A 25,792-nucleotide genomic window follows, 5' to 3' on the forward strand; every position below is an offset into this window, starting at 1 on the left:
GGCGATCGCGTAGTGCAGCTTGTCTTTCGCTAATATCTTCAATAACAGCAATAAAATATTTAGGTAAACCAGAAACTTCTCGCACCAAAGACGCAGTTAGATTAATCCAAACAATAGAACCGTCTTTACGGAAATAGCGTTTTTCCATAGAGTAAGTTTGAATATCACCCGTTAACATCTGCTCAACGTATTTCAAATCGGCATCCAGATCATCTGGATGAGTAATATCTTGGAAAGTTCGCAATTGTAATTCGCGGGGTGTGTAACCAACAATATCGCAAAGTCTCTGGTTAACTAATGACCAACGTCCATTTGTTTCCACATGGGCAATACCAACAGCAGCTTGATGAAATGTGGCGCGAAAACGCTGTTCACTTTCCCGCAATGCTTCTTCTATTTGCTGACGATGAATAATTTCAGCCTCTAGGGATTCGTTGATTTTGGTCAATTCTGCGGTTCGTTGCTCAACTATGGTTTCTAATTGGTTGAGTAGGCTGCTTAAGGCTTCTTCTGCTTGCTTGTGTTCAGTAATATCAGTATGTGAGCCTACCATCCGCACAACTTTACCATTCTCATCCCACAACGCTTGACCCCGATCCAAAATCCACTTATAAGAACCGTCTTTACATAAAACTCGATGCTCGTTAATGTAAAATGGTGTAGTTTTAACAAAGTGATCTGCAACTGCTTTTGTCACGCAGTCGAGATCATCTGGATGCACTCGTTTTACCCTTTCATCTAAATGATTAGAAATTTCCTGCTCTTCATAACCGAGCATCTGCTTCCAACGAGCTGAGAAGAACACTTCATTAGTTTTAAGGTTCCAATCCCAAATACCATCATTATTACCGCGTAAAGCTAATTGCCAACGTTGTTCAGTTTCTCTCAGTATCTCCTCAGTTCTTTTTCGTTCAGCAACTTCCTTTGCTAATTGGTAGTTTGCAGTCTCTAATTGTGCAGGACTAGGTAGAGCAAGTGCCTGAGGAATTAATGACACTAGTTCTAGAGCTGTATATATAGAAACAAAAGCAGTGATAGCTTTAATTAATCCTGATAGCCAATAGGTCGGATGCCAAAGCGTCCACACTTCCAGCAAATGCGTTGTACCACAAGCAACGATAAATGAGCCAAACATGAGAAAAATCCAGTCGAAAGGCACATCTCTTCGTTGACGGACAAAATAGACCAACATCACTGGAATTGAATAATAGGCTATTGCAATTAGCAAATCGGAAACGATATGCAACCCCACTAATTCCGGCTTCCAGAGGTAGCAATGTCCATGAGGAATAAACTGGCTAAAAAAAAATTATGTAACAATTGCGTCATAGAACCTTTTTACAATTTTCACTTGAACTCCAGATACAAAGCAAGAGATCTCCAGCCTAGCTTGCCGCCAGACTTTTATAGAAGATACATAATCTCTTATACTTTAATACTTTTTTAAGTTATTAATCAGCTTATTAACTTGATAACGCAATATTTATTGTTATTAATTTATCCTAATGCTTGCTTTTGCCTAGCCGTAATTATTCTGTGCTAATTATTACTTCATATAACAAAAATAACTAATTAACAGTCATATTTTACCTATAAAATGCTATTCCGGAGTAAAAATTTTGACAATGGGATGAAAACTATGTTATTCATTGTTTCCTTGAGCAGGATTTTTTAATAAGTTTATAAACTACAAAGCAGACTGCTATAGATACTTGCAGTTAGCACAAAAATCTAGCCAATTTGCCACTCAAAAACACTTTTTTAAGCTATGGCGTTTTAAATTTTAACAACTATCATTGAGCTTTAAATATCTACAGAATTTATCGGAAAGATGCCATATCATATTACAGATTAATTGGACACATCCTCTAGAAAGATGACCTAAACCAAAAGTAAAACTACATTAATTCTGGTGTGTCGAATAACTGCTTTCTATGGAGGTTTAGCATTCAGCTAAACCTTTTTCATGGCTAAATATGCATTATTCCTTTATGTATTTTTTCACCTCATCCTATTGGAGGATGAATAACTTAACTTAAAATCGCTAAATTGTTTTGATAGATTCTACTTCTACTTAAGACTTGGTGGCAAACCAAGTCTTTTTTAAGATGTATAATTTTACTTAAATTTATTTATATGAATATAGAAATCAAGAATACCAAATTGCTATTTGCAGTCTATGAATAAAATTAATATAATTTACTATAGTATATATAGGCTATTTCTATGACATACAAATACTTTTTATCAAAGCATTTGTATAGCTCCATATCAAATTTAATAACATTTTAATGCTACTTTAGATAGATGAACTAAAGTAAGAGTAGGATTAAAGTATTTAGATATGGTAACCTCTTGGTATTTATAGGCTTGGCGATAATCCAAGCCTCTTTTATAAAAAAAATAATTTAACTCACATATTTTTTTGCTAAAAATCAATAACTTTTTTATAAAAAAACTAATAGAAAACATATTCTAATTCAATTCAAATTGATCTTGTCAAACATTATAGTGTAAAGCTTTACTAAGCATAATAATATTTTTTGAATTTGCTACAAGTCCTATAGAAAACATTGTATTTTCTCCTTCGATAGGTAGGGTAAATCTATTTTTATAGTAGTTATAATTTTATTTGTTAATGCCTGAAAAACGTGTATGCACCCTGGTAAAAAGCCAGGGTCTTCTTTTTTTTGAAACGCCATTTTGAGGAAATATATATTAATATTAATATTTTTTTATTAAGCTCAATTTATTATCCAAAATATTTAGACATATACCAAAGGAAGATGAACTTTAAAAAAAGTAGGTTTACATTAATGTAGTACGTTGTTAAGCACAGCAATTATCTAGGTTTGGTCGTCAACCAAACCTTTTTTTATAGTAAGTAGTATTCATCGCAAGACTAAACTCACGGTGCTAACTGCAAACTTTTAATTATTTACGCCACCCTACTTACTCAGCCATCAATGCTAAAGCTCGTAAAATTATTGGCGTTACACTGAAGCTAAAGACGAAACTGCTACACGCAAGTTGTGGGGTTCTTTACTTTTGGTTTAGTCTATCGCAGATGCGCGATCGCACTTTTAGAACTTGGAATACTCATTGCTGAAACAATAGGATATAGATGCTAAAGTCACATACAGAATATGAGTGAAATTCCCAACAGTCTTGAAGAGGCGATCGCCCAGTCACGCTTAGCCACCCAAGCTGCCCTTGCAGATGGCTATACCCGCTTACAAGTTGAGTTCGTGTTTCCCGAACTAAAACCCTTGCTAGTAGCAGAAGATTTTCTGCCACTGTTTGCAGAATACGAGTCTCGCCTGAAAATTTTCTTTGCTGATGCTGGTGGTGCTGCCTTAGCCCGTCGTGATTGGGCAGATGCGGCATTTAAAATTTTGGATATCGGTACAGGTAGGGCTGCTTCTCTACAGTCGAAAATTCAGCCAGAAGATGAAATTTTCTTATTCATTAACCCTACTTCCATAGAAGTCCCTCAAATCGAAAAGCTATGTGAAATGATAGGCGATCGCCCTTTAGTAATGTTAAACCCCCGCCTTGAAGATGCTGGAGTTGTGGGTATTGGTTATACAGCCAGGCAAACCCGCCAGCGTTTCATCAGTACCATTGAATCCTGCTATTATTTGCGCCCTGTAGATGACCAAACTGCCATCTTACGCTGCTATCCCAGACAGTGGGAAATATGGGTAGAAACTAACGGGAATTATCAAAAAATTGCCGAATTACCTAAAAAACCATCCGGCGATGAGTTGGATTTAATACTCTCAAAGGGACAAACCCAAACAACCACAGATGCTACACCGCCGAAAAAGCCCAATATGTTCAAAAGTTTGCAACGGTTCTTCAAAGCATTAAGTAATTAGTACTTTGTAGAGACGGCGATTTATCGCGTCTGTTGCCTTAACACGTTTTAAAAACATTGGGCGAATATAATTCGCCCAGGCAATTAGTAAGTAGACCTCTTGCATAAGTAGTTTTTATCGGCGTTTAATTATTCATAAATTTGGGCTTTTGCGAGAAGTTTAATGAGATTCTACAAACATCCTCTTATACCAATTCTCTAAAATCCAGCAACAGATTAAAACCTGTAAACCTAGAGTCAGTCTGGCTTTCTTAATTACGAATTACGAATTAGGTTGCCGAGCGAAGCCGAGGTACGAATTACGAATTACACAGCGTCTGCATTAAGTCGTTTTAACAGACCTTGAATGTAGGTAAGGGTAGCTTTGCTAATTTTTGGTTGTGTCTTTAACCAAGAATTAGCACGTCCTTCTCCTTGCTGAACTGCGAAAATTAATGCCCCCCAAGCTTGCACCTCTGGTCTATCCGGGTTAACTTGCAACGCTGCAACTGTGCGATTCCACAATCTACCTTTATCTGCTTTGAGTAAAGTGGCAATTTCCTGTACATTCTGCGGTGATGCTTCAAATACCTTTAAAGCTTTTCCCCAGCGACCATCAATTAACTCTGCTAGCACTTGTTGACTAGGACTGGCCCAAATTTTTGCTGCTTGGGTTTTAGTAAGTTGGGAATGTAAGCGAATCACATCAATTTGGGCTTTTGCTGTTGCTGGTAAAGTCTTTTTGTGTTGTTTCTGGATGAATTGCAACCACTCAAAAGCAGGTGTCCACAATCCATTACGGGCAATTAACAAGGCATTTTGGTACGCAGGATTTTTGAAGGCTGGGGGTTTGAGGTCAATTGCTTCTAGTTGAATAGGGTTGAGATACAACTTCACAGATTTGACTTGGTAAACCTGCAACTGCGGTTCTAAACCTACAGTTTGATCAATAACTAATTCTTTTGCACCACCACCAGTTACCTCTTGCCATTTGGGTATTTGTCCGCTAGGACTTTTCCAGGTCAACATCTGTTGTAGGTTAGTGCGGACTGGATTGTAATACACAATGTAACCATAAGCGTTCGCATTCGTTCCTTGTTGACGCTGACCTCGCAAATAAAACCAAACCCCTGGTGATGGTGCATCCTTTTCAAAGCGTTTCACTTCACTTAAAGATAGAGGAGCGTTGGCATCTTGGCGTTCTGCTGTACTGTCTTCCAAGAATTCTTCTAGCCCAGTTACAGGGAATTGAGTCGCTAAGCGATAGTATTTTTCTGGCTGCGATCGCAACTTTGAGTCTTGTGAACGCTGATAAATCCTCAGTTCCGCAATTTCTCGACAATTAGACTGACAATTGGGGCGCTGCTGAAAAACTGGCAATAAAAACGAATTGTCTCCCTCATCCAAAGCTAGGGTTTCCCCAGCTATGCGTTTTTGTTGACTCAGTTGATTTTGAATTTGTGGAAGAGTTTGGGGAGGTTCGTTATTATCTAAAGGAATTTGCGCCCAAGCTGGTAAAAATTTATTCACCCAGCCTGCTTGTTCTGGATTCCAGATGAGAACAATACTAATCCAGGTAAAAACTATAACTAACCCAGCACTACTAAACAAAATTGCGATCGCTAAAGTTGATGACAACCAACCGCCTCGCTGCTTATTATCTGGAGGTTTTGGAGGGATATCTTGAGTTGCATCTGCATAAGGCTGATTTGGTTTAGGAGATTTTGCCGTCAGCTTGCGCGGGCGATGTGCCATGTTATTCTCAGCCAATTAGGTGGTTAAATTTGTGCTTGTTGTTTTTCTTTTATACTCGCGCTTTGAAATGTTGCCTAGAAGTTTTTCAGTTTAATTGGGTACAAACTCGGTAAATTTGCCCATGTCATTACTAAATGATTGTGAATACACTCATTGCTTAAGTGTGGGAGTAGAGTGTAAAAAGTTGACAACTAAACTGGCTAGGCGTAATAGTGGCAAAGTCTGGATGTTTGCATGGCTACTAGTTGTGGGATTTAACGGAGTAGCACAAAAAGCAATGGCGCAGGATTACAGGGAAACTGAAGCCGATCAGAGTATAGAAGCTTCTCCCTCTTTCCCCGTATCTTCTGATGCAGATCAGTTCTCATTAGAAAATACCGAGCCGATGGCACAAGTCACATCGGTTTCCCAACTTAAAGATGTACAACCCACCGACTGGGCATTCCAAGCAATCCAGTCTTTAGTGGAACGCTACGGCTGTATTGCGGGTTATCCAGACGAAAAATATCGCGGTAATCGCTCTTTGACTAGGTATGAATTTGCCGCAGGTGTAAATGCTTGCTTAGATAGAGTCAATGAATTAATCGCCACAGGTACGAGTGATTTAGTTACCCGCGCAGATTTAGCAACTTTACAAAAATTACAGACAGAGTTTGCTGCTGAATTGAAGACTTTGCGGGGTCGAGTTGATAGTTTAGAAACCCGTACTGCCGAAATTGCAGCTAATCAATTCTCAGCCACAACTAAACTCAACGGATTGGTAATAGTTGGTGTTCAAGAACGAACAGGCAATCGTGGTGATGTTAATCCTAGAGATGGCATTAAAGATACAGATGATGGGGGTACAAACGCTAATGTCATATCTTTAACCCAACTGTATTTAACTAGTCAATTTAGCCCTCGTAGTTACTTGTTCACAGGTCTGTTAACTGGTAAAGGTGCTACTACCCCTAGATTTGACAATAATGATGTTACACGCGATCGCGTTTCTCGCAATGACGTTTTACTTGGCTACGAATTTCCTACCGACAACTGGATCATCAGTGACCTTAATTTCCATTGGTTAGTCACTGATAACTTAGCAGTAATGGTAGGAACAGAAGGTGTAAGTATGCCGTATGCTTTCCGTGGGCCCAATAGAGTAGAAAGCGCTGCTACAGGGCCATTATCTTATTTTGCCCAAAGAAACCCGATTTTAAATATAGGTTACGGACATGGTGGCATTGCTGTAGATTGGCAATTCGCCAAACGTGCCAGTTTACAGGCGATTTATTCTAGTTATAATCCTGGTAATCCTGGTCAACGTAGTGGGTTGTTTGATGGAAATACTACTACGGGCCTGCAATTGTTGTTAACACCCACTGATGCTGTTGATTTAAGTTTGTATTATGTCAATAATTATTCTTCTGACGGTTGTTTACTCAACTTTGTCGGTGATGAATGTTTGACCGTGGTTGATAGTAGCACTGGTCAATCACAACCTCTACAAACTAATGCTATCGGCGCTACTGTTAATTGGCAAGTTTCGCCCCGCATTACATTAGGTGCATGGGGTGGTTATACTAAATCCTATATTCCTGGGCGATCGGGAAATGTAGAAACGACAAATTACATGGTATTTCTGAATTTTCCTGATTTGTTTGCTAAAGGTAATCTGGGCGGAATTTATATCGGACAACCTCCTAAAATCACAAGTAGTAACTTACCTGTGGGTAGTAACATCCCAGATTTTATCAATACTGGTTTAGGACGTGCAGGAGGACAACCGGGCACAACGACGCAAATCGAAGCATTCTACCGCTTCCAGCTAACAGATAATATCAGCATTACACCAGGTATAATTCACATTCTGGAACCAAAGCACACACCAGATAATGACTCTGTGACTGTTGGCATTTTAAGAAGTAGCTTTACTTTTTAATAGTCTTACCTTGTGTAAATACTAGTTATTTTTTATTGAAAATTGGTATTGCTAAATCACCCTATTAAGTGATGCCACTTAAGTAATTTCAACGTTAAATTACATTAGAAGTAGCAATCCACAAGAAAAATATATGTTTTCATTGATAGTTAAATCAGGGCTGTCACTCTTCATACTGACAACAGCATCGCTAATTAATTATCCTGCGTCGGCAGAAATCGTAAAGACAATTTCTCAAAACCAAGAGCAAATAATACAACAGCAGCAAGAACAACAACGAGAAGAACTCAGAAGACAACAGCAGCAAGAACAACGACGAGAAGAACTCAGAAGACAACAACAGCAATGGAGCCAACGCCAGAATGAATTAAAACAACAACCTCAACAATTGTGGCAACAATTTAGATCCCAGCAAGATCAACTCAGACTACAACAACAACAGCAGCAGGAACAATTTAGACAACAAGATGAATTGAGGTTTCGATACCAGCAAGATCAACTCAGAATACAACAACAGCAGCAGCAGGAACAATTTAGACAACAACAAGATAGACTCAGACAACAGCAACAAAGATTAAATGAAAAATGGCAGTAATATCAAGCGAAATTAGGGTTTTGTACTAACGCCTTATCCAAATGCTATGGGAGTGAGGAGACAAAATAGCAACTTTCCCTTATCTTGTTGTCTCCCCAACTTCTTTAAATAGTGATTATCCTGAATATAAGGGAATCACCTTAGCGTAAATTGCCAGCAGGTGTCTGATGCTGCAAACAGAACAGATCTTACAAGACCGTTATCAAATCCAAAGCCAACTCGGCAATAATGGAATTCGTCAAACTTGGCTAGCAAAAGATTTACAAGCATCTAATGCCGAGAAATCGTTAGTTGTGGTCAAACTCTTGGCCTTTGGCGGTACTGTACAGTGGGATGACCTGAAACTCTTTGAACGAGAAGCGCAGATTCTCAAACAGCTAAACCATCCCCGCATTCCTCGGTATTTTGATTATTTTTGTATCGATGACCGTACACTCTGGTTCGGCTTGGTACAAGAATATATTCCTGGTGAATCGCTGAAGGAAAGACTTGCTGTTGGCAAAAGATTTACTGAAAAGCAAGTTAAGAAGATTGCTGCTGAGATTTTAAATATTCTCATGTATTTACATGAGATGAATCCTGGTGTATTACATCGGGATATTAAACCGAGCAATTTAATATGGGGTGAAGATAATCGGATTCATTTAGTAGATTTTGGTGCAGTTCAAGATAAGGCTGCTAAAGAGGGTGTTACATTTACCGTCGTGGGTACTTATGGTTACGCACCAATGGAACAATTTGGCGGTCGGGCGGTTCCAGCATCTGATCTTTATGCTCTAGGAGCAACTTTGATTCATTTGTTAACTGGTATTCCCCCTGCTGAATTACCCCAGCAAGATTTGCGATTGCAATTTGCTGAACGAGTTAATTTGAGTCCCAGTTTTGCCTTATGGCTGCAAAAGTTGATAGAACCTGCGCCAGAACAACGTTTCATTAGCGCCCGTCAAGCTTTAGATGTGCTGAAATCCGGTCTTGCTGTCAAATCTAAAAGTAAGAAAATCATTAACAATTCTGGTTGTGGAATTAATAATTACCATGAGGTAGTACCTGATGAAATTCAGGGATGGAATTGGGGAGCGTTTTTACTACCTTGGTTGTGGTTGTGGACAAATCAAGTTTGGTTAGGATTGTTTTGTTTTGTGCCCCAAATTGGTTGGGTAATGGCGATCGCTATGGGTGCAAAAGGCAACGAATGGGCTTGGAAAAGTAGACAGTGGCGCAGTATTGAACAATTTAAAGCTCATCAAAGAGGCTGGGCGATCACTGGTGTTTTAATTGGTGCGCCTATTAGTATTATGTTGTGGATCGGGGCGATCGCTGTATTAAAAAGTGTATTTTAAGGAGACAGGAGGAGCAACTCCCCTGCTCCTTATCTATTAATTTACTGGCGATTCCACTACGCCCACAGGACAAGAAACATTAGTCCCTCCTAACCCGCAGTAGCCGTTGGGGTTTTTGGCTAGATACTGCTGATGGTAGGCTTCTGCATAGTAAAACTCAGGTGCATCTAGGATTTCTGTGGTAATTTTTCCGTAACCTGCACCATTGAGAGCTTGCTGATAAGCGTCTTTTGATGCTTCTGCTAGCTGCTTTTGAGTTTCAGAATACACATAAATTCCTGAACGGTATTGGGTTCCAGTGTCATTACCTTGACGCATTCCTTGGGTAGGGTTGTGACTTTCCCAAAAAATCTTGAGTAGTTCAGAATAACTAATCACTTTGGGATCGAATACAACCAAAACCACTTCATTGTGACCAGTTCTGCCGCTACATACTTCTTCATAGGTAGGATTAGGCGTATAACCAGCAGCATAACCCACTGCGGTTGTGTAAACTCCTTTTAGTTGCCAAAATTTCCGTTCTGCACCCCAAAAACAACCCAAACCAAACAATGCTTTTTCCAATCCTTCAGGATAAGGAGGTTTGAGTTGATTCTTGTTAACGTAGTGATGATCGCTTACGGGTATAGGCTGTGTTCTTCCTGACAAAGCTTCTTCAGGAGTGGGCATAACCGACTTTTTGCCAAATCCAAATAGTGCCATTGATTCTAACTCTGGTTTCTCATAAACATCTTTACCTTACTTAATATTGTATTGTAAAGAATCAGGCGATCGCTATTGAAACCAAACGAGCTGGAAGATTTGTTTTAAGTAAGTCAGTGCAATAAAACCAAACTGTGTGAATAAAAGTAAATAAGGCTCAAACTCTTTCTCCCCCTGCTCCCCTGCTCCCTGCTCCCTGCCTTATCCCAACAATAATTATTTACGCCGACCTACTTAGCTAGCCACCAATGTCTCAATGCTGAAGAACTCAGCTAAATTTTTTACTTTGTGATACTTTACACCCCATGTAGAGACGCAAAAATTTGGTTTTTCTAACACCCTAGCTGCACTGTGCTAGATAAATCTACTAATTGAGGAGCTTGAATTTGTTCTTTAGCTAAAGCTAATGCTTGATAAGCAGCCTCTAACTTTGTTTGGTCTGTAGAAGTATGAGCAAAACGCTTTAAATAAGCTTCGAGATATTTAATACGTAAGTAAGGATCATCATCTGGATTCTGAAGAAAAGGAAGATCAGATTCAACCATGAAACGAATGGCCAGTAATGGAATAGGGCTACGCAATGGACGAAAGTTTGGGTTGTGCAGACCTGAACTTTGATTATTCCTGTGAAATTCTCCTAGCATTAATCCTGATTCAACAAATAATGGTTTAAGTTTTTGCTGAATACTATCAATTAATTGAAAATTTTCATTTATATGAACATCAGGAAAAATAAGCAAGAAGGCTCTATATATATCTAATTCCTTGTATTCTGTACCTGACTTAATAAAGATATCTCCATAACGTCTCACAATCTCTTCTAATTCATGGAAATGCAAATTATTTCCACGAATAACCGCCATTTGAATGCTATTTGATTTGAGAGCTTGAGGTACGAATGGACAAACTGGGCCTGGCCTTCCTAAATTACGATGATGCTTTGCTAAAAAACTTTTAACCCACTCCATAACTTCAAGCAAGTAGGGAATATCTTGCTGGGTTTGCTCAATTTCAGTAAATGTGTATAGTTGCATATGCTAAGGATAAGTACATTGAATTTTGTAATTTTCAATTGAAAATTATTCTCATAAGCATAATCAACATTAAACTAATCATTACCAAGGTAATAAAAAGTTTCTTGATTACAAACTGTTCATTTTTTTGGTATCAATCACAATGAATAAAGATGTAATACTCAGTACTTACTATCTTTATTTACTAAAATTCTTGCTTCTAAGTTCTGCTGATGCTACGGCATGAAAGGCAAGCTTTTGTAAGACACTATGGAGTCCTCAAAAGTTAATCCATTCATCGGATATATTCTATAAGACCGTTGGATTTATTTTTTAGGAAAAATTAAAGAAACTAATAGGGTGGAGTGATTGCAACTATTCTGGTCTTTACTGCGATACAGATTCGTCATGTTTTTTTAAAGTAAGGTTTTAGCCCTACCGTTTATTTTTAACTTTATTTAATGAATAAAATATGAAGTTTATGTATAAGTACTTAGAAATATTATAAAGTTTTAATAGAGATTCAACATCACTTTTATAGGATGCTGCGATCGCTTGTGGTTAACACTGAGAACATAATTTAAAAGCCCGTTTAGCGAATTACTTACTTGTAGATAATCCAGTAAAGTCTTAATTAATACGCCAATTTTAGCAAAGACAGTAGTTATCACTAAAAAGGCTAAGATCACTGTAAACAATGTGTAATGTTAATAGCATCATATTTTAATTATTTACTGCGATCGCACTCTACTATATCTATTAAAATATTGCCCTGATCATCAAAATAGGCGATCGCTGTTAATACTATTTGCCTTTACCACCGCCGAAGAATTTGTATATTCCGTATCCAATAGCTCCCACAGCAACTTTCAACGGCTTTATCAGCAATATCTTCCAAACTCATAGATTAATTTTTCCTAATCTGGTGCGTCATACAAGACTACTGAAGCATAATTATTACTAAATATAGACCAGTATTAATACGGGTACTATCTCACTTTAGCCTAAATCACTAACCAAGAGTTTTTGACAAAAAAACACATCTGGAAGCCAAAGATCCCAGGATAATGAATCATAATTAACCTCGGTAGCTTTTAGCTATCAGCCACAAGCCGCAAGCTGAGATGGTGAATACTGAAGGCTTTTAATCAACTCAACTAATTGACTATGAACTTAGAACAAGTCAAAGGTTCTCCAAATTTTTCGCCAGCTATCCGCGTCGGAGTACTGGGTTTCGGCGGATTAGGACAAGCAGCAGCCAGAGTCCTGTCTCCTAAACGGGAAATGATTTTAGTCGCAGCAGCAGATCAAAAAGGCTATGCTTACGCCGCTGAAGGATTAAATACTCAAGAATGCATTGCAACGTACCAGTCCCAAGGTTCGGTAGGTTATTTAGAACCAGTTGGTACATTAACAAATGATAGTATTCAGGATTTAATCGCCAGCGCACAACCTGTCGATGGGTATTTTTTGGCTTTACCCAACTTGCCAAATGACTTTATTCCTTCTGTTGCCAAAGAGTTTATCAAAGCTGGTTGGCGTGGAGTGCTAGTAGATGCAATTAAGCGCACTAGTGCCGTAGAACAGCTATTAGCGATGAAAGAAGAATTGCAAGCAGCCGGCATTACCTACATGACAGGATGTGGGGCTACACCTGGATTGTTAACCGCCGCCGCCGCTTTAGCAGCTCAAAGCTATGCTGAAATTCACAAAGTAGAGATTACCTTTGGGGTAGGAATAGCCAACTGGGAAGCTTACCGCGCCACTGTTCGAGAAGACATTGGTCATATACCTGGTTATACAGTAGAAACTGCCAGGGCGATGACTGACGCAGAAGTAGAAGCCCTACTAGATAAAACTAATGGTGTGTTAACTCTAGAAAATATGGAACATGCCGATGATGTAATGCTAGAGTTTGCGGGAATTTGCGATCGCGATCGCGTTACTGTTGGTGGTGTAGTCGATACTCGCAATCCCAAAAAACCCCTCAGCACCAACGTTAAGGTAACAGGGCGCACCTTTGAAGGCAAAATTTCCACCCATACCTTTACACTAGGTGATGAAACCAGTATGGCAGCGAATGTTTGCGGCCCTGCCTTTGGTTATCTCAAAGCTGGTAGACAATTGCACCAGCGCGGCATCTATGGCATATTCACAGCAGCCGAAATTATGCCCCAGTTTGTGAAGTAAGAAAGACTAGGGGCTAGCCTCTAGCCCCTCTTCATCCCTAATCTCTTCCTCAAATAGCAATGAAGGTGTTTGCATTACAAATGGCAGTTCCGCACCTACAAGACCTCGCTGAATACGTTCTGATGTCTCAGCGAAAATCACAAATAGAGGATATATAGTATTAGCCCCTTCACTTAAAATATGGCTGTGACGGGGAGGCATCAGCCACTCATAATCTTGATCTAATAAAACCTGTGTTTGTCGCCAACGTCCTAACAAATCAGAAAAGTCTTCGTAGTGACGATGAATAAAAACTAAAATTTCAGCACCAGTTTTAATTTTCCATTCTGGGTCACACATTAAAATTGCCACATCACAGGGTAAACAAGTCGCCTGTGGAGCTGTTGTCTCAGTTTGACGGAAGCGGACAATTGGCAAGGGAATAGTGATCACACTGTCATCTGGACGACGTAGACTAGGAATCATTTCCAAGTATGGTCGGTGTTGTTTTAATAATGCGATCGCAGCCAAATGATGGCTATATTCTGCCAAACTAGCTTCATAGTGAGATTTTTGTACAGGCATAATTTTCGAAAGGATGAAGTGTGTTTTTGTAGCGTCTCCAATCGAAAAAGGATGAAGTATAAATTATTTAATTTTTCATCCTTTAACTTTCATCCTTTATTTATCCTAGCTTTTCAAATACCTTAAACAGAGGCAGATACATTGCCATCAAAATTGTACCAACCATGCCTCCTAGAACCAAAATCATAATTGGTTCCAAAACGCTAGTTAATGCTTTTACTGCTTGCTCAACTTCATCTTCATAGAAGTCGGCAATTTTCATCAACATGGCATCTATTTCTCCAGTTTCTTCCCCAATACTAATCATTTGAATTGCCATAGCAGGAAAAACTTTATCTTTTTGCAAAGCAATACTAATCATGCCTCCTTGTTGAATTTCTAAACGCGCTGCATCTATGGCATTGGCAACTACTTGGTTTCCTGATGTATCTCGTACAATTTCTAAAGAAGTCAGAATTGGTACACCTGAACGGGCTAAGGCTCCAAAGGTGCGACTAAAACGGGCAACAGAAGATTTTTGAATCAAATCACCAAACAAAGGCATTTTTAAAGAAAGACGGTCAATTGTTTCGCGACCAACATGGGTTTTATAATACTGCGTGTAAGCAATTCTAAATCCGACAATACCAGCGATCAGAACTCCTACTTTCCAACTTCTTAAAATCTCACTACAAGTCATCAAAAATTGCGTTAGTGCAGGCAACTCTGTTCCCAAATCTTGGAAAATTTTAGCAAAAATAGGAATGAGAAAAACAGTCATACCGACAAAGATACCGGTTGCCAAAATACCTACGACAACTGGATAAGCTAACGCTGATTTAATTTGGTTTTGTAAACGGGCCACATCCTCTAATAACTTAGCTAAACGATTTAGCACTTCGTCAAGTACACCACCAACTTCACCAGCTTGAATCATACTGACATACAAACCATCAAAGCAATCAGGATGCTTACGCATGGAGTCAGAAAGGTTAACTCCGCTTTGAACATCATTGCTAATATCAATTAGAGCTTGTTTCAGTTTAGGGTTAGTACACTGATCAGACAGTACACCTAAACCTCTGACAATTGCCACTCCCGCATTCACCAAAGTAGCGAGTTGACGAGAGAAAACCGCTTTGTCCTTAATAGAAACTTTAACGAAAGAATTTTGAATTTTTTGTAAGTCAAAACTTCCCTGAAAGCCCAAAGATTGTTTAAGTTCTTGAACTACAAAACCTTGGTCTCTAAGATTAGTACGGGCTTGCGCCAAAGATTCAGCAACAATTTTTTCTGTTCTAGATTTTCCTTGTGGATCTCGAATACGAGCAACGTAGGTTGGCATGGATTTAAAAATTCAAAATAGTTAACAGTCAAAAATTTTTCATCAAGTCCCCAAAAGAATGACTTGTCATATCTGTTTTTTCTCTCTGTGTCCTCTGTCTTGAAAAATTTGTTACGGAGGGAAACCAACGCCATTTGCTACAAGTCGGCGGCACTTCCTTCAAGTCGGCATAGCCGACGACACTTGCTACAACGGGGAGCCACTGCGGTCTTGGGGTTTCCCCAAGTAGAGCAAGTGGCGTGGGAACCCCCTTTCAGGTTCGGGGGTTCGCAATCAACGGGAACCGCCAAGACTGCGACCCCCTCACCACAACCTATCCATTAGTCACATCTTTCTTTACAATCTTGAAACGCTTGTTTTGTAAGTATTTTAAACACTGAAGCATGAGACATACTTGACAAATTACTTTTTAATACTCTCGCTAAAATTGGGTTTTTATTGAGAATTAAAGACGAACGAATCAGGGTTACAGAAAGCGTGAGTGAATACTGTCGCAAATGTTGAGAAAGATCCGGGTAATGGATAGCACCACAACGCAGTGTCTTCCCAACGGAGTGCCTTGGGAACCCGCCCAAAGCAGTGGCTCCTCCTGACAACTTTTCGCTGCGTCTGTGCTGTTCAAAAATCTTGTATTTAACCACAGAAGCACAGAGTAAGAAACTTCATTTAATGTGCTTTAGCTGCCCCTACACCGGGTTTTGCCCCTGCTGGTGGCGTAACGGTACCGATAAGACGTTGGATTTCATCTGGCTTGGAAGTCTTAGACATTGCTGCTTCAAAAGAGATAGTTCCAGCTTTATACAAATCAGCTAAAACTTTCTCCAGAGTTTGCATCCCTAACTTGCCACCAGTTTGAATAGCTGAGTAAATTTGAGATGTTTTACCTTCTCGAATCAAGTTAGAAACAGCAGGAGTCACAATCAGAATTTCTTGAGCCATTACCCGACCATATTCACCTGGTTTAGGGTTTTTCTTAGATACTAGAGTTTGGCTAAATACCGCCACTAATGAGTTAGATAATTGCACCCGTACTTGAGTTTGTCTTTCGTGGGGGAAAACATCAATAATCCGGTCAACGGTCTGTGCAGCAGAACTGGTGTGCAGTGTACCAAATACTAAGTGTCCTGTTTCTGCTGCCGAAATCGCCAACGAAATCGTTTCCAAATCCCGCATTTCCCCTACCAAAATAATATCTGGATCTTCCCGCAAAGCTGCTTTCAAAGCATTAGCAAAACTCTTAGTATCTTCACCCAACTGCCGCTGGTGGACTAAACTTTTGATGGGTTCATAGACAAATTCAATCGGGTCTTCCACCGTTAAAATATGCTCTGCTTTGGTACGGTTAATCAAGTCAATCATTGCCGCTAAGGTAGTTGTCTTACCGGAACCTGTAGGGCCTGTCACCAGAATCAGTCCTCTGGGTTTATCTGACATTTCCCGCACCACATCTGGCAGACCTAATTTTTCAAAATTAGGAATTTTAGAACTTAGCGCCCGTAAACAAGCAGCGTAAGCACCACGCTCTTTATAAACATTGACCCGGAAACGAGCTAAACCTTTAACACCATAAGAACAATCCAACTCCCAAGTCTGCTCTAAGGTTTTACGCTGAGTATTGTTGAGCATACTAAAAATTAGTCTTTGGCACTGGTCGGCACTCAATATCTGGTCGCCTATAGGGGTGAGTTTGCCACTAATACGGAAGTAGGGAGGCAAACCTGCGGATAAATGTAAATCCGAGCCACCCATCTCAATCATCTGCTCCATCAAGTCTTCAATCATCATTTCCATAGTTCTACTTCCTTTGTTAATTGTTCGTTGTTAGTTGTCAGTTGTCAGTTGTTTTTCTATTAACTACTGACTAATGACCACTGACTAATGACCACTGACTACTGACCACTGACCACTGACCACTGACCACTGACCACTGACTAATCTTGAAAACGAGATGTCATACAATAAGGACAATCCAGCCATTCTGGTTGTAGTGTGGCATCACAAGTTCGGCAGGTTAGGCCACTCTTGCGTTTGGCTTTTAACTCTGCTTCTAAACCTGTGTCGGTAAACGTCACCCGTTCTACTTCTTCAAGGGTGGTAGCACCTTGGCGTACTAAGTCCAAACTGTAAGCCAACAAGGTTTTCATACCTTCTTCCACAGCTACTTCTTTAATGCGTTCTGTTGGTGCTTCTTGGTTGATGAGAGTTTGCAGATTTTCAGTGACGCGCATAACTTCATAAACACCACAACGTCCTTTGTAGCCAACGCCATTACATGCCGGGCATACCTGATTTTTGGTTTTGGCTTCTGCAAGGCTCTCTGATGTCAGGCTGTTAGCTTTGTAGAAGGTTACTCCCACATCTTGGGAAGCAGATAGACCATAACGAGCCAATTCTTCAACAGTGGGGGTATAGGGAATGCGGCAATCGGAACATACACGCCGCACCAAGCGTTGTGCCAAAACACCAATTAGGGAGCTAGAAACCATGAATGGTTCAATGCCCATTTCTCCTAGACGGGCGATCGCTCCTGGGGCATCATTTGTGTGTAAGGTAGTTAATACTAAGTGACCAGTTAAGGCAGCCTCAATTGCTGTTTTTGCTGTTTCTTTGTCCCGCGTTTCACCTACAAGCAACACATCCGGATCTTGTCGCAAAAATGCCCGCAACGCCGTTGCAAAATCTAGTCCTTTTTCCCGAATCACTTGTACTTGAGTAATCCCTGGCAAACTATATTCAATTGGGTCTTCTACAGTACTAATATTAATTCCAGGATCATTCTTTTCTGAGAGTGCTGAATACAGCGAGGTTGTTTTTCCTGAACCAGTCGGCCCAGTCACCAAAATTAGACCGAAAGGTTTAGACACCATATCCTGGACAATCTGTAATGTCTCCGGATCGGTAATTAACTTATTTAATCCCAGTTGAGTGGAGGAGTTATCTAAAATCCGCAGTACTACTTTTTCCCCATAGCGACTGGGCAAAGTATTTACACGGAAGTCTACTTTCCGTCCCTCAAACATCCGTCGGATACGTCCGTCTTGAGGTAAACGCCGTTCGGCAATATCTAAGTTGGAGATGATTTTAAATCGAGCTGTCACCGCCGGGATGATTTTTTTCGGCAGGGGATCAAAAGCTTCACGCAATACCCCATCTTTGCGAAAGCGAATGCGTAAGTTTTCTTCTTGTGGTTCGATGTGAATATCAGAAACCTTCTCATGCAAAGCTTTAGCCAGGATTCGGTTGACGAGGTTAATGACTGGAGCATCCTCCGCACCCTTCATTGCTGAACCGAGGTCAGCCTCCATTTCGTCGGGAGCATCCTGGATATCAAGACTGCCGAGATTTTCTAAGTCCTGATTAATATCTGTAAACTTTTCTTGTTCCAGATGCTTTTGCCGCACAGCCAACTCATCCAAATATTGATTGATGAGCTGCTGATAATCTTCTTGCGTGATCACCATGCGCTGCAATGCCAAGCCTTGGGGGCGCAAGATGCGGTTCAAATCATCCGAAGCTTCTAGATTATCCGGATCGACCATTGCCACTAAAACGTAGGGTGGGTTTTGGTCTTCATTTTTCGATAGTGGCACCAAGCGATGACGACGACAAATATCTACGGGGATCAGGGTTTCAATCAGGTTCCCCACCATCGTGTTGCCAACGTCATTGACTTCCGGATCGAGGAATTCAACGCCGTATAGTATTTTAAGTTCAAATAGCTGCTGTTTCTTATACTGCCTGAGGAACTCAGGTGATAGTTGCTGTCCAGTAAGCGACTCCAACACTTCTGTCAGGGGTCTGCCAGACTTGCGACTTTCAATCAGCGCCTGCCTCATTTGTTCGGTATTGACAAAGCCAGACTGTACTAGCTTGTTGCCGAAGGGCGAAAACTCTGTTCTTGTAGTTAGAGCGGTACTGCGCCGTTGTGGTGACGAGTAAGTCATAAATGAGCAATGAATAGGGAAAACCTCTGGTTAAAGTATTCCCAGGCTGAAGCACAAAATTTGCATTTACACTTAGCGAATTCATAGAGAGCGGTGGAATATTGGGCATTTGTGACTCCCCCCGATTCCTATGCCTAAAAACTTCATCCCTTTTATCTTTACCCTTTAATTTTTTCCCAAGATTGTTTATGGGATATTGCTAATTGATTAATGGTTAAATTTTAAGTAGTAACTCGTTAAAAAATTGACTTATGACCAATTATGAGGAGCGAAAGACAACCAGTGCCATTCGCTCAAAAGCCTGACTTTGGGAGCAGTCGGACTCGTTCGGGTTCCCGCCCCAAAGGCATATATACTAACGCGTTCACCATTTGTCACAATAAGAAGACGTTGACATCACTTCCAGGAAAATGTCAGTAAAAAATTAGCCTCACTTGTAACGCTTGCATAGCAACGGTTATAAGCTGTGGTGAAGTGCTGCCATAAACAGTATCTGGAATGAATAGATAATGATGGATGAAAATAAACAAGTAAACAATACAAGCCAGCAATTGGGTGAACCAACAGAGGTAAAGCAAGTAATGATGAGTGACTCCCCAGCCCCAATAAACTCCAACGAATCTGGCAGCGAGGTTACTGAGCAAGTGGCAGCCCAAAATAATGTATCGGGAGATACGATACTTACACAAGACGATGGCATCGCTGCAACTGAGAAGGCTGAAGTAGAAACAGCAGCTTTGGCAGCATTAACTCAACAAGTTGAGTCTTTGAAAACTCAACTAGAAGAACGCAGCACTCAATATATGCGGATTGCGGCAGATTTTGAAAATTACCGCAAACGCACACAAAAAGAAAAAGAAGAATTGGACGCACAGGTAAAGCGGAACACAATTCTGGAATTACTGCCAATAGTTGATAATTTTGAACGGGCGCGATCGCATCTCAAGCCTCAAAGTGAAGGTGAGATGACAATGCACAAAAGTTATCAAGGTGTCTACAAACAATTGGTGGATAGCCTCAAACGCTTAGGCGTTTCACCAATGCGTCCTGAAGGTCAAGAATTTGATCCCAACCTCCATGAAGCAGTAATGCGGGAACCTACGGATGAACATCCGGAAGGAACAGTGTTAGAAGAGTTAGTACGCGGATATTATTTGGGCGATCGCGTGCTGCGCCATGCAATGGTCAAAGTGGCTGCTCCTAAGGAGGATATGCTACCTGCACAGGAAAATCAGTCGAGTCCAACTGACACTTAAGCTGTAGTTGCTCGCTTTTTTGACCAAAAGTACCTAGGTTTTAGCCAAGGCGAGTATCGCATATCTCTACAAGCAGATGGCTGTTGAGGTTTATCAAACTTTAACAGCCTGTTTTTTGATAGGGGATGCGTGTCTCTAAACACTAGCTAACCCTAGGGTAACTTTATGTGTTGCAACTGCTGATAACAGTATTTACACGGTGGTTGCCCTACGCTTTAGCCCATACAAAAAAGATAGTCCGCGAAACATCACGGCAGAAGCATTCAGTACAAATACTGTAAGTATGGGAAAAGTTATTGGGATCGACTTAGGCACAACTAACAGTTGCGTCGCTGTTTTAGAAGGTGGTCAACCGATTGTGATTGCTAGTTCTGAAGGCGGACGAACCACTCCTAGTATTGTGGGATTTGGCAAGGGTGGCGATCGCTTGGTCGGTCAGCTGGCAAAACGCCAAGCCGTAACTAATGCTGAAAACACAATCTACAGTATCAAGCGATTCATCGGTCGCCGCTGGGATGATACTGACACAGAACGCGATCGCGTACCTTATGGCTGTGTTAAAGGTAGAGACGATACTGTAGATGTCCAAATTCGCGGACGTAACTACACACCGCAAGAAATATCTGCCATGATCCTGCAAAAGCTCAAGCAGGATGCGGAAAATTTCTTGGGCGAAACCGTCACTCAAGCAGTAATTACCGTACCAGCATATTTCACAGATGCCCAAAGACAAGCAACAAAAGATGCTGGTACTATTGCTGGTCTAGAAGTCTTACGGATCATCAACGAACCAACTGCCGCAGCTTTAGCTTTTGGCTTAGATAAGCAAGACCAAGAGCAACTCATTTTAGTCTTCGATTTGGGAGGCGGTACATTTGATGTATCAATCTTGCAACTTGGAGATGGAGTTTTTGAAGTTAAGGCCACTTGTGGCAACAACCAATTGGGTGGAGACGACTTTGATAACTGTATCGTTCGTTGGATGATTGAATGCTTCCAGCAACAAGAGAAATTAGACCTTTCTCAAGATAAAATGGCGCTGCAACGTCTGCGAGAAGCAGCAGAAAAGGCAAAAGTTGAACTCTCCAACATGGCTAATACTTCCATCAACTTGCCGTTCATCACCGCCGATGAAACAGGCCCGAAACACATGGAGATGGAACTCAGTCGCTCTAAATTTGAAGAATTAGCAGGGCATTTAATCGAAGCTACCATCGAACCCATGATCCAGGCGCTGAAGGATGCAGACCTGAAACCACAAAATATAGATCGAATTATTTTGGTAGGTGGTTCTACTCGTATTCCCGCAGTCCAAAACGCCCTGATCAAGTTTTTTAATGGCAAAGCTCCCGATCGCTCTGTCAACCCTGACGAAGCAGTAGCTCTAGGAGCTGCTATTCAAGCTGGAGTTTTGGGTGGTGAAGTAGATAATCTCCTTCTATTGGATGTCACGCCGCTGTCCTTGGGAATAGAAACATTGGGAGAAGTATTTACTAAAATCATTGAACGCAACACCACCATTCCTACCAGTAAGTCCCAAGTTTTTTCCACAGCAGTTGACGGACAAATATCGGTGGAAATTCACATCCTCCAAGGTGAACGGGCTATGTCCAGGGATAATAAGAGTCTTGGCAAGTTTCTACTCGCAGGGATTCCCCCGGCTCCTCGTGGCGTGCCGCAAATAGAAGTATCTTTTGAAATTGATGTCAACGGTATCCTCAAAGTTTCTGCTCAAGACAAAGGTACAGGTCGAGAGCAAAGTATTCGGATTACTAATACAGGTGGTTTAAGTACCAATGAAGTAGAACGAATGCGACAAGAGGCAGAAGTATTTGCTGACGATGACAGAAGACGCAAAGAATTAGTTGAACTCAAAAACCAAGCGAATAATCTCTTGTCTAGCTACGAATCCACCTTAAAGGATAACGGTAGCTTGATTGGCGAACAGATGAAAGCCTTGGCCCATGAAAAAGTTACACAACTCCAAGCCTTAATGACTAACGCTAGTATTTCGCTCTCAGAATTTCAACAGTGCTTGGATGATTTCCAACAAACTTTATTTGCTATTGGTGCGGATGTTTATAACCAAGCCAACGAGCAAAATAGTGATGAAGTTGAAGGTGCTTCAGATAATTTGTTGCCCTCAGACTTGGAGCATCCCATGAATGGAACGCTGATACCACAATTTAACTTTGATTTTGATGACGAAAGTACAGCACAAGCAGATTACGAAGCGATAGATTAGTAATTGGCAATAGGCAATAGGCAATAGGCAATAGGCAATAGGCAATAGGCAATAGGTAATAGCAAGAGTTATTTAATCATTTCTCCTCTGCTCCCCTAGTCCCTAGCCTCTAGCTCCTAGTCTCCTCTTTGAATGACAAACATGGTTTTATGCCCCAGCAGTTTGCTAGATTGTAGAAGCGAACTGGTGTGGGCTAAATAGTGTACCAATACAAATGCAATCAAATGCGTATGGGGGGTTTTCCACACCTGTTGGTGCGGCTAGCCCCTCTATTTCATCAGCAAGGTTTTCCCATTCTACGTAGCACAATTGTAAAGGAGACGGGTTTTGGCAGTGAGAGATCCAAAGGTCTGCTTCCTATGGTTTTAAATTTGGTAGCTTTTATCGTTTTCCACGAGTAAAGCACTTGTTGTCTAAAATTTGTTAGTGATATTTGTAAAAGGTAAAAGGTAAAATCAATTATTAATAAAAATTAACTTTTGCCTTGCTACCTAGTCTTTGTTAAGCTGCCCTCTGGGTATCTACCAGTCTTTGGGAAAGCCTATCCTTCTTTTGACTGAATCAACTTCTGCTTTCTTCCTTCTAACTTTTACCTTTGCTATATGGCCCGCGACTACTACGAAATTCTAGGTGTCTCTCGTGATGCCGATAAAGAAGAAATCAAACAAGCCTATCGCCGTTTAGCCCGGAAGTATCACCCAGATGTGAACAAAGAGCCGGGGGCGGAGGAACGCTTTAAGGAAATTAACCGCGCTTATGAAGTTCTTTCCGAGTCGGATACCAGAGAGCGTTATAACCGTTTTGGTGAAGCAGGTGTCTCAGGTGGTGCTGGTGTCGGCTTCCAAGATATGGGTGACATGGGCGGCTTTGCCGATATCTTTGAAAGTATTTTCAGTGGCTTTGCTGGTGGCGGTGTAGGTGGTCAAACGCAAAGACGGCGCAGCGGCCCGGTGCGGGGTGATGACCTACGCTTAGACCTAAAGTTAGACTTTCGAGAAGCGGTATTTGGCGGCGAAAAAGAAATTAGAATTTCACATCTAGAAAATTGTGAAGTTTGTAGTGGATCTGGTGCTAAACCAGGAACTCGCCCCCGCACTTGTGCAACTTGTACCGGTTCTGGTCAAGTCCGCCGCGTTACTAGAACGCCTTTTGGTAGTTTCACTCAAGTTTCGACTTGTCCCACCTGTAATGGTACAGGCATGGTAATCGAAGATAAATGTGATGCTTGTGATGGTAAGGGTACTAATCAAGTAACCAAAAAACTCAAAATTACCATTCCGGCTGGGGTAGATAATGGTACGCGTTTGCGAATCTCTCAAGAAGGTGATGCTGGTCAACGCAGTGGGCCTCCTGGAGATTTGTACGTTTACTTGTTTGTGAATGAAGATGAAGAATTCCATCGAGAAGGAATCAACGTTCTCTCAGAAATCAAAGTTAGTTACTTACAAGCCATTTTAGGTTGTCGTTTAGAAGTAAATACAGTAGATGGGCCAGTGGAGCTAATTATTCCCGCTGGAACCCAGCCCAATACGGTAATGAAACTGGAAAATCGCGGTGTACCACGCTTAGGGAATCCTGTGAGTCGGGGCGATCACATGCTAACAGTGTTAATTGATATTCCTACCAAGATCATCCCAGAGGAAAGAGAGTTGCTAGAAAAGCTGGCTAAAATTAAGGGAGACCGCACCGGTAAGGGTGGTCTAGAAGGATTCTTGGGAAATTTGTTTAAGTGATGCAACCCTCTGCCCTCTCAACTCCCGATGCTCAACTCGATTTGCGCGGCACTCCGTGCCCGATTAATTTTGTACGGACAAAACTACGTCTGGAGCAAATGCCGCCCGGAGGCTTACTGGAAGTATGGTTAGATGCAGGAGAACCAATTGAGCAAGTTCCTGATAGCTTGGTAATGGCAGGTTATCAAGTAGAACAAATTACAGATTGTGTTGGCTATTTTTCTTTGTTAGTACGCCATCCTGCAACTGCCTCATGAAAGTTTCTCCTAATGGACAGTTGTTGGGTACAGTTGTAGCTGTACAAGCAAATTTTTACAAAGTCCAGTTGGATGTAGGGAATCAAGAAATAAATTTTCCCCTTGGCTCTTCCTTTCTTTTATGTACCCGCAGAACACGCTTAAAAAAAATTGGTCAACAGGTAATGGTGGGCGATCGCGTGGTCATAGAAGAGCCAGATTGGTCTGGAGGACGAGGGGCGATCGCTGATGTTATACCGCGTCAAACTCAGTTAGATCGTCCACCAATCGCCAATACCAATCAAATTCTGCTGGTTTTTGCTGTTGCTGACCCACCTTTAGAACCTTATCAACTTAGCCGATTTTTAATTAAAGCTGAGTCTACTGAGTTAGATGTATTTTTGTGTCTGAATAAAAGTGATTTGGTTTCACTAGAGGTAAAAGAGGAAATTAGCGATCGCCTACTTGCTTGGGGTTATCAACCGCTATTTATCAGTGTCAAAAATGAGATGAATATTGACCAAGTAGCCAAATATTTGAATAATAAAATTACTGTAATTGCTGGGCCTTCCGGTGTGGGTAAATCTAGTCTAATTAATGCACTGATTCCCAATGCCAACCTGCGCGTGGGGGAAGTTTCTGGTAAATTAGCTCGTGGTCGCCATACCACCCGCCATGTAGAATTATTTGAATTACCTCACGGTGGTTTACTAGCAGATACTCCTGGTTTTAATCAGCCTGATTTGGATTGTACCCCAGAAGAATTAGTTCATTATTTCCCAGAGGTCAAACAGAGGTTAGCAGTTGGGAACTGTCGCTTTAGTGATTGTTTGCATCGAGATGAACCCGATTGTGTAGTTCGGGGAGATTGGGAGCGCTATCAACATTATTTGGAATTTTTAGACGAAGCGATCGCTCGTCAAACTCAGCTGCATCAACAAGCTGATCCCGAATCAAACATGAAATTAAAATCTAAAGGCAAAGGTCAAAGTCAATACGAACCCAAGCTAGAAAGTAAAAAATATCGTCGAGTTTCCCGCAAGACTCAATTGCAAGCGTTACAAGATTTGTACCAAGAAAGCGAAGACTAGGGGCTAGAGACTAGAATGTGTACT

General features: G+C 41.0%; 17 protein-coding genes and 1 pseudogene. 10 read left to right on the top strand and 8 right to left on the bottom strand.

Annotated elements, in window-relative coordinates; genetic code table 11:
* Positions 1-25: 25 nt before the first annotated feature.
* Positions 26-1,291, bottom strand: a pseudogene (locus I8751_RS30440) (PAS domain-containing protein); the annotation flags it as partial.
* Between the two features lie 1,855 nt (positions 1,292-3,146).
* Here I8751_RS30440 and I8751_RS16255 point away from each other — a divergent pair.
* A complete protein-coding gene (locus tag I8751_RS16255) occupies positions 3,147-3,881 on the top strand; it encodes a DUF1995 family protein (RefSeq protein ID WP_214440180.1) in 735 nt (244 codons plus the stop codon).
* Positions 3,882-4,186: 305 nt separating this feature from the next.
* On the opposite strand, the gene I8751_RS16260 is transcribed toward I8751_RS16255, so the two are convergent.
* Positions 4,187-5,614, bottom strand: coding sequence for a hypothetical protein (locus tag I8751_RS16260; RefSeq protein ID WP_214440181.1), 1,428 nt, complete (start codon positions 5,612-5,614; stop codon positions 4,187-4,189).
* 226 nt (positions 5,615-5,840) lie between these two features.
* Here I8751_RS16260 and I8751_RS16265 point away from each other — a divergent pair, with 226 nt between their 5' ends.
* The 3 genes from I8751_RS16265 (at position 5,841) to I8751_RS16275 (ending at position 9,470) form a co-directional block, all read left to right on the top strand.
* On the top strand, positions 5,841-7,535 hold the full coding sequence (locus I8751_RS16265; protein ID WP_214440244.1) for an iron uptake porin: 1,695 nt from the start codon (positions 5,841-5,843) through the stop codon (positions 7,533-7,535).
* 133 nt (positions 7,536-7,668) lie between these two features.
* On the top strand, positions 7,669-8,130 hold the full coding sequence (locus tag I8751_RS16270; protein WP_214440182.1) for a hypothetical protein: 462 nt from the start codon (positions 7,669-7,671) through the stop codon (positions 8,128-8,130).
* Positions 8,131-8,297: 167 nt separating this feature from the next.
* On the top strand, positions 8,298-9,470 hold the full coding sequence (locus I8751_RS16275; protein ID WP_214440183.1) for a serine/threonine protein kinase: 1,173 nt from the start codon (positions 8,298-8,300) through the stop codon (positions 9,468-9,470).
* Positions 9,471-9,506: 36 nt separating this feature from the next.
* Here I8751_RS16275 and msrA read toward each other — a convergent pair whose 3' ends face one another.
* Positions 9,507-10,172 (bottom strand): peptide-methionine (S)-S-oxide reductase MsrA, encoded by a 666-nt coding sequence (msrA, locus tag I8751_RS16280; RefSeq protein WP_214440184.1) that lies wholly within the window; start codon positions 10,170-10,172, stop codon positions 9,507-9,509.
* 332 nt (positions 10,173-10,504) lie between these two features.
* Positions 10,505-11,206, bottom strand: a complete 702-nt coding sequence (locus I8751_RS16285; protein ID WP_214440185.1) for a DUF6875 domain-containing protein — start codon at positions 11,204-11,206, stop codon at positions 10,505-10,507.
* 1,146 nt (positions 11,207-12,352) lie between these two features.
* Here I8751_RS16285 and bioU point away from each other — a divergent pair.
* The gene (bioU, locus tag I8751_RS16290; protein ID WP_214440186.1) at positions 12,353-13,375 is read left to right on the top strand and encodes a (S)-8-amino-7-oxononanoate synthase BioU; all 1,023 of its coding nucleotides are present in this window, start codon (positions 12,353-12,355) and stop codon (positions 13,373-13,375) included.
* 6 nt (positions 13,376-13,381) lie between these two features.
* On the opposite strand, the gene I8751_RS16295 is transcribed toward bioU, so the two are convergent.
* From I8751_RS16295 to I8751_RS16310, 4 genes are all read right to left on the bottom strand, one after another.
* Positions 13,382-13,939, bottom strand: coding sequence for a hypothetical protein (locus I8751_RS16295; RefSeq protein WP_214440187.1), 558 nt, complete (start codon positions 13,937-13,939; stop codon positions 13,382-13,384).
* 100 nt (positions 13,940-14,039) lie between these two features.
* A complete protein-coding gene (locus I8751_RS16300; RefSeq protein ID WP_214440188.1) occupies positions 14,040-15,263 on the bottom strand; it encodes a type II secretion system F family protein in 1,224 nt (407 codons plus the stop codon).
* Between the two features lie 666 nt (positions 15,264-15,929).
* The gene (locus I8751_RS16305; protein WP_214440189.1) at positions 15,930-17,054 is read right to left on the bottom strand and encodes a type IV pilus twitching motility protein PilT; all 1,125 of its coding nucleotides are present in this window, start codon (positions 17,052-17,054) and stop codon (positions 15,930-15,932) included.
* A gap of 140 nt (positions 17,055-17,194) precedes the next feature.
* Complete coding sequence (locus tag I8751_RS16310; RefSeq protein ID WP_214440190.1) at positions 17,195-19,207, bottom strand: GspE/PulE family protein; 2,013 nt, start codon at positions 19,205-19,207, stop codon at positions 17,195-17,197.
* Between the two features lie 509 nt (positions 19,208-19,716).
* Between I8751_RS16310 and grpE the strand changes: the two genes are divergently transcribed.
* The 5 genes from grpE to rsgA all read left to right on the top strand — a co-directional run bounded on the left by grpE (position 19,717) and on the right by rsgA (position 25,768).
* Complete coding sequence (gene grpE, locus I8751_RS16315) at positions 19,717-20,463, top strand: nucleotide exchange factor GrpE (RefSeq protein WP_214440191.1); 747 nt, start codon at positions 19,717-19,719, stop codon at positions 20,461-20,463.
* Positions 20,464-20,746: 283 nt separating this feature from the next.
* Positions 20,747-22,708 (top strand): molecular chaperone DnaK, encoded by a 1,962-nt coding sequence (gene dnaK, locus I8751_RS16320; RefSeq protein WP_214440245.1) that lies wholly within the window; start codon positions 20,747-20,749, stop codon positions 22,706-22,708.
* Between the two features lie 602 nt (positions 22,709-23,310).
* Complete coding sequence (dnaJ, locus tag I8751_RS16325) at positions 23,311-24,441, top strand: molecular chaperone DnaJ (protein ID WP_214440192.1); 1,131 nt, start codon at positions 23,311-23,313, stop codon at positions 24,439-24,441.
* On the top strand, positions 24,441-24,698 hold the full coding sequence (locus I8751_RS16330) for a sulfurtransferase TusA family protein (protein WP_214440246.1): 258 nt from the start codon (positions 24,441-24,443) through the stop codon (positions 24,696-24,698). Before dnaJ ends, I8751_RS16330 begins: the two co-directional genes overlap by 1 nt.
* Positions 24,695-25,768: a small ribosomal subunit biogenesis GTPase RsgA gene (gene rsgA / locus I8751_RS16335; protein WP_214440193.1), complete on the top strand. Its 1,074-nt coding sequence runs from the start codon at positions 24,695-24,697 to the stop codon at positions 25,766-25,768. Before I8751_RS16330 ends, rsgA begins: the two co-directional genes overlap by 4 nt.
* Positions 25,769-25,792 lie beyond the last annotated feature (24 nt).

This window comes from Atlanticothrix silvestris CENA357, from assembly GCF_016056295.1.
In the GTDB taxonomy this organism is placed as follows: Bacteria; Cyanobacteriota; Cyanobacteriia; order Cyanobacteriales; family Nostocaceae; genus Atlanticothrix; species Atlanticothrix silvestris.

Bases quoted from the DNA above. Each gene is read 5' to 3' on its own strand.
- I8751_RS16265 (WP_214440244.1), top strand. From the start codon at position 5,841: ATGTTTGCATGGCTACTAGTTGTGGGATTTAACGGAGTAGCACAAAAA.
- I8751_RS16295 (WP_214440187.1), bottom strand. From the start codon at position 13,939: ATGCCTGTACAAAAATCTCACTATGAAGCTAGTTTGGCAGAATATAGC.
- I8751_RS16310 (WP_214440190.1), bottom strand. From the start codon at position 19,207: ATGACTTACTCGTCACCACAACGGCGCAGTACCGCTCTAACTACAAGA.
- I8751_RS16305 (WP_214440189.1), bottom strand. From the start codon at position 17,054: ATGGAAATGATGATTGAAGACTTGATGGAGCAGATGATTGAGATGGGT.
- I8751_RS16255 (WP_214440180.1), top strand. From the start codon at position 3,147: ATGAGTGAAATTCCCAACAGTCTTGAAGAGGCGATCGCCCAGTCACGC.
- I8751_RS16300 (WP_214440188.1), bottom strand. From the start codon at position 15,263: ATGCCAACCTACGTTGCTCGTATTCGAGATCCACAAGGAAAATCTAGA.
- bioU (WP_214440186.1), top strand. From the start codon at position 12,353: ATGAACTTAGAACAAGTCAAAGGTTCTCCAAATTTTTCGCCAGCTATC.
- I8751_RS16260 (WP_214440181.1), bottom strand. From the start codon at position 5,614: ATGGCACATCGCCCGCGCAAGCTGACGGCAAAATCTCCTAAACCAAAT.
- grpE (WP_214440191.1), top strand. From the start codon at position 19,717: ATGATGGATGAAAATAAACAAGTAAACAATACAAGCCAGCAATTGGGT.
- I8751_RS16275 (WP_214440183.1), top strand. From the start codon at position 8,298: ATGCTGCAAACAGAACAGATCTTACAAGACCGTTATCAAATCCAAAGC.
- dnaJ (WP_214440192.1), top strand. From the start codon at position 23,311: ATGGCCCGCGACTACTACGAAATTCTAGGTGTCTCTCGTGATGCCGAT.
- msrA (WP_214440184.1), bottom strand. From the start codon at position 10,172: ATGGCACTATTTGGATTTGGCAAAAAGTCGGTTATGCCCACTCCTGAA.
- rsgA (WP_214440193.1), top strand. From the start codon at position 24,695: ATGAAAGTTTCTCCTAATGGACAGTTGTTGGGTACAGTTGTAGCTGTA.
- I8751_RS16330 (WP_214440246.1), top strand. From the start codon at position 24,441: ATGCAACCCTCTGCCCTCTCAACTCCCGATGCTCAACTCGATTTGCGC.
- dnaK (WP_214440245.1), top strand. From the start codon at position 20,747: ATGGGAAAAGTTATTGGGATCGACTTAGGCACAACTAACAGTTGCGTC.
- I8751_RS16270 (WP_214440182.1), top strand. From the start codon at position 7,669: ATGTTTTCATTGATAGTTAAATCAGGGCTGTCACTCTTCATACTGACA.
- I8751_RS16285 (WP_214440185.1), bottom strand. From the start codon at position 11,206: ATGCAACTATACACATTTACTGAAATTGAGCAAACCCAGCAAGATATT.